The following is a 5,107-nucleotide window of genomic DNA, read 5'->3' on the forward strand; positions in this document are numbered from 1 at the left end:
GTTTTTGGCTTAAGGTTCCAGTGTTTTAATCAAATAACAATCGACAAAATTAACAATTCAAATACATTATGCAAGTATGTTAGATAGTATTAACAAAAAATTATACGCACCTTTAAACCGGCCGCAAACCCTTATAAATATTAGCTTTACATATCGGTAACAATGAACTGGCTCCGGCGGTTTTGCTGGTGTTCTTCTTCTGTACACTCCACGCCATCCTTACATTTGTTAACGGGTTGGGACTCGCCATAACCTTTAGCGGTAAGCCTGCTGGCGGCGATGCCTTGTTTTATGAGCCAGTTCATGGTGGCTTTGGCCCTGCGATCGGATAATTTCTGGTTGTATTTTTTTGTCTGCCTGCTGTCCGTATGCGAGCGTATATCGATTTTAAGCTTCGGATTGGATTGCATCAGCACTAAAACTTTCTGCAATTCCACGGCTGCTTCCGGACGTATAACCGATTTGTCCAGATCGAAATAAATCATCCGGATTCCTAATTTCGGCCCTACATCGTCCCCTTTGGCAAATTTCAGGCTTCTTTTATCCAAAGCGATATTCACTGCAGTCTTGCCATATTCTTTTGGTATGACAACGTTCACTTCTTTTGTTTCATGCTTGAGCTTGCTTGCCCTTAGGTAATATTGCCGGTCACAAAGCACCTGGAATTTATAATACCCCAGCTCACTGGCGTACATTTCTTTGATGATATTGAAATTGGAGTCCAGCAGCACCACTTGTGCATTGCCTAAAAAATCCCCTGTTTCCTCATCGGTGACATAACCGTCCAAAACCTGTTCACAGGTAATTTTCCGGGTTTCGGTGAACCGGTAAATATCATCCGAACCAATGCCTCCGGGACGGTTCGAGCTGAAAAATCCGTTCCTGCTTTTGCTGTCGATCATAAAAGCAAAATCATCTTGGCTTGAATTGAGCGGTTCACCGAGGTTGAGCACTTCTTCCTGTTTCCCGTCTTCGGTTATTTTTGAAACGAAAACATCCAGTCCGCCGAGTCCGGGATGCCCGTCAGACGCGAAGTACAATTCATTGTCATCCGATACAAACGGAAAAGTTTCCTTGCCCTCTGTATTTATAGACGGACCAAGGTTTTCCGGCTTGCTGAAAGTCCCGTCCGTATATACCTTAATCTTGTATATATCGCTTTGCCCGAAACCTCCAGGCATATCGGAAGCAAAATACAGGACGCGGTCGTTTGGGCTTAAAGCGGGATGTGCACAACTGAATTCCTCGCTGTTGAAGTCAAGCTCTTCGACATCAACCCATTCGATTTCGTCAAAAGTGGCGCGGTACAGTTTCAGCAACGTCCGCCTGTCCTTGCTCCTGCCCTTTTTGCCATCGGTATAATTGTTGCGGGTAAAGTACATGGTCTTTTGATCTTTGGTAAAAACCGCCGACGCTTCATTGAATTTTGAATTGAGAATGTTGGTGAATTTTTCAGGCTTAGCCATGCTGCCGTCCACTTTGGCTTTTGAGGAATACAGGTTGCTGAACGCCTGGTTGGACCATTTCATTTTGCGTACGAAAGGACCACCGGTGTCCCTTGCGGTGGTAAACACCAGGTCGTCACCGAAAAAAGCGCCACCATAATCAGATTGCTCCGAGTTGAGCCCTGCATTTTTGATGTTGAATCGCCCTGAGTTCTCTTTGATCTTTTCAAGGTAATCTGTGTTGGATGCATATATTTTTGCCCGATTATCCGCAGCTGATTTCTGGCTAAACAGGGCCATCATTTCGTTTGCCCGATCGTAGCTTCCAATGGATTTTAAAGATTGGGCATAGCGGTAATAATACTCTGCCTCCACTTCCTGGTTCAGGCTGAACAATTCCGTATACCAGATTGCAGATTTTTCAAAATCGGAATTGAAATAATAGGCATTGCCCAGTTTTTCGAAAAGCTCCACCGATTTATAGCCTTTCTTCGCCACCTGCTCATAAATCGCAATGGCATCGATATAGGAATACTGTTCGTATTTTTTATCTGCGGCAGCGAGTTTCCCTTTCTGTGGAAATGCATTTACACCAATTAAAGCGATAATCAGCAGGAGCAGTTTAGATTTGGTGGGCATAAACTGGAATGACTTTTATTATAAATGCAAATTCTGATTTCTAACCTTATCGGGTGTTAAAAATCAGAATTTACAAAGCGTTTTTAAGTATTAAAATTCAACCACGATGAATTGGCTTCGCCTGTTCATCTGGTGTTCGGCCTCGGTACATTTTACACCATCGGCGCATTTATTGACCAATTGTGTCTCACCGTACCCGCGGCCTGTGAGGCGTGAGGCATCAATACCATTTTTGACAAGCCACTCGATTGTGGATTTTGCCCTCTTCTCTGATAAAGCCATATTGTATTTATGTGTGGCACGGCTATCGGTATGTGAACGCACATCGATTTTCATCGTCGGGTACTGGTTCATTACCGCCAGTACTTTTTCCAATTCGAATGCCGCATCTTTCCTGATGTTCCACTTGTCAAGGTTGAAGTAAATCGTTGGGATATCGAGTACGCCACGATCAGCAAGGTCAATACCAGGCTCGATTTTCACGATACGTTTCTTAAGCGTTAACGGAAGGTAGGTGTTTCCGTTTTGCTTAGGTGCAAGGAAAGGCGTTTCGTTGGTTTCGTAATCCGTCTTATCGGCCCTGATGTAATATTTACTGTCACAATCTACAGGCCCGAAAGAATATTTACCTTCACTATCGGTATTTACGGTTGTGATTTTTTCCATTTCAGAATCATACAATACGACCTGGGCATCCGCAATCGGCTGATTGGACTCTGAATCGGTTACAATCCCTTCCAGGATCTGCTCACAGTTCAGTTTGCGTAATTCGGTGAATTTATAGATATCGTCAAAACCCTTACCACCTTCACGGTTTGATGTAAAGTATCCTGTCCTGGTTTTGGTATCCAACAGGTAAGCGAAATCATCCTTACGGCTGTTCAATGGCTGTCCAAGGTTCTGTATGTTGCGGAATACACCGTCTTTTCGGATTTTGGCGACAAAAATATCCAATCCGCCCAATCCGGGGTGCCCATCAGAAGCAAAATACAATTCGTCTTCATCAGTCACATAAGGAAACGATTCCTTCCCTGGAGTATTGATGGAAGGCCCAAGGTTTACAGGTGTGCCGAAAGATCCGTCTTCGTTGATGGCTACTTTATACAGATCTGATTCCCCGAAAGATCCTGGCATATCAGAAGCGAAATACAATGTCCTTTCATCAGCACTAAGCGCAGGGTGTGCACAACTGTATTCATCATTATCGAAAGGCAGCTCGGTCACATTTGACCACTTGTCGCCTTCAAGGGTGGCTCTGTAAATCTTAAGCAATACCACATCAAAGCGGTTTTCGCCCTGACGTCCCCTGTTAAAGTTATTCCTCGTAAAATACATGGTCTTACCGTCTTTTGTAAAGACTGGTGTAGATTCATGAAATTTGGTATTCACTTCTTTGGAGAATTTCGAAGGTTTTCCAAGGACCGCATCGAAATCCTGCTGCACTTCTGAATCATAGAGGTTACTAAAAGCCTTATTGTTCCATTTGTGCCTTCTTTTGACGATTCCGCCGGTATCACGTGTGGTGGCAAAAACAAGTTTATTGCCCACCATCGAACTTCCGTAATCCGAATATTCAGAATTGATTCCGGCATCTTCAATGTAGAACCTTTTGGAGTTCATCTTAATAACTTCGAGGTAGTTGCGGTTGTCTTTAAACAGTACCGCCCTTTTGTCATTTCCTGATTTTTCGTTGAATTTGACCATCATTTGCTCAGCCTCTGTGTATTTCCCCACAGATTTCAGCGATTGTGCATAACGATAATAATATTCTTCTTTTTGCTCAGGATTCATCGTAAAAAGCTCACGATAGGCACCTTCTGCTTTTTCAAATTCAGAATTAAAATAGTAGGCATTGCCAAGCCTTTGGAACATTTTCTCGTCCTTGTAGCCTTTTTTGGCAATGGTTTCATAAATCTTAATGGCATCCACATAGGCGTAATTGTCATACTTCTTCTCTGCTTTTGCAAGAGAAGTTTTCTGTGAATACATGTTTGCTGCACCGAAATTCACTAATAGTAGGATGAATAATACTTGTCTTTTCATGATAGTGCGTATTAGAAGAATCTTGGGGAAATAATTTTTTCGTAATTCCTGAACAATTCATACCTCAGGAATACTTCGTGTGACCCTGAGTTATAGTTGGCCAGCTTCGTGGTTTCAAGATCGTATCCGTAGCCGACAAAAATCGAGTCACTGATCTGGAATCCGACCATGGCGCTCAACGCTGCATCCCATCGATAGGCCACACCAAGGTTGAGTTTGTCATTGATCAGGAAGTTTCCTGAAATGTCTACCTGCAACGGCGCTCCTTTTACCATCTTGGTCAGTAATGCAGGCTTGAATTTTACATTTTCACTCAGGTCAAACACGCGTCCTGCAATTAAAAAGAAGTGCATTTTTTCACTCGCCACAGAGCTCGTATTGTCTTCATAATGGCTTGTTTCCAGAAAATGCGGAATTGACAAACCAATGTATGTTTTTTCAGAGTGGTAGTAAATACCGGCTCCGATATTCGGCGTAAAGCGGTTGTCGATATTGTCCTGCTGGCTGATGGCATAATCACCAGGATTTCTCAACGTCAGCCTGCTGAAATCAACACTTAGCAGATTGGCAGTTGCTTTAAGTCCAAAAGACAGTTTCCATTCTTCAGATGTTTTGATGGTATAAGATATATCTGCAGAAATGTCATTTTCATCAGAAATACCGATCTTATCATTGATCACCGAAAGGCCTAACCCGATTTTACTGCCTTCGATAGGGGTATGTATGGCCGCGGTGTTGGTCACCGGTGCGCCATCCAGCCCAACCCACTGTGTCCTGTGCAGTACGAAAACACTCATTACACCTCTTGAACCTGCATAGGCAGGATTGACGTTAACCGTATTGTACATATACTGTGTGAACTGCGCATCTTGTTGTGCATACAATCCACTGATTAACATCAAGGCAAAAAATAAAAATTTTGTTCTCATTCTTTATAAGTTTTATTTAATCCGGAGGGCCTGCACCCTCCGGAATTAACT

Annotated in this window: 3 protein-coding genes; all 3 read right to left on the reverse strand. The window is 43.1% G+C overall.

Annotation, left to right across the window (positions count from 1 at the left end; all coding sequences use genetic code 11):
* Positions 1–146: 146 nt before the first annotated feature.
* The 3 genes from HYN49_RS00120 to HYN49_RS00130 all read right to left on the reverse strand — a co-directional run bounded on the left by HYN49_RS00120 (position 147) and on the right by HYN49_RS00130 (position 5,056).
* On the reverse strand, positions 147–2,084 hold the full coding sequence (locus tag HYN49_RS00120; protein WP_108902231.1) for an OmpA family protein: 1,938 nt from the start codon (positions 2,082–2,084) through the stop codon (positions 147–149).
* A 90-nt stretch (positions 2,085–2,174) separates the two neighbouring features.
* Positions 2,175–4,127 carry an OmpA family protein gene (locus tag HYN49_RS00125; protein WP_108902232.1) on the reverse strand — a complete coding sequence of 651 codons (1,953 nt, stop codon included), beginning with the start codon at positions 4,125–4,127 and terminating at the stop codon, positions 2,175–2,177.
* Positions 4,128–4,138: 11 nt separating this feature from the next.
* Positions 4,139–5,056 carry a PorP/SprF family type IX secretion system membrane protein gene (locus HYN49_RS00130; RefSeq protein WP_108902233.1) on the reverse strand — a complete coding sequence of 306 codons (918 nt, stop codon included), beginning with the start codon at positions 5,054–5,056 and terminating at the stop codon, positions 4,139–4,141.
* Positions 5,057–5,107 lie beyond the last annotated feature (51 nt).

Source organism: Flavobacterium pallidum, assembly GCF_003097535.1.
In the GTDB taxonomy this organism is placed as follows: Bacteria; Bacteroidota; Bacteroidia; order Flavobacteriales; family Flavobacteriaceae; genus Flavobacterium; species Flavobacterium pallidum.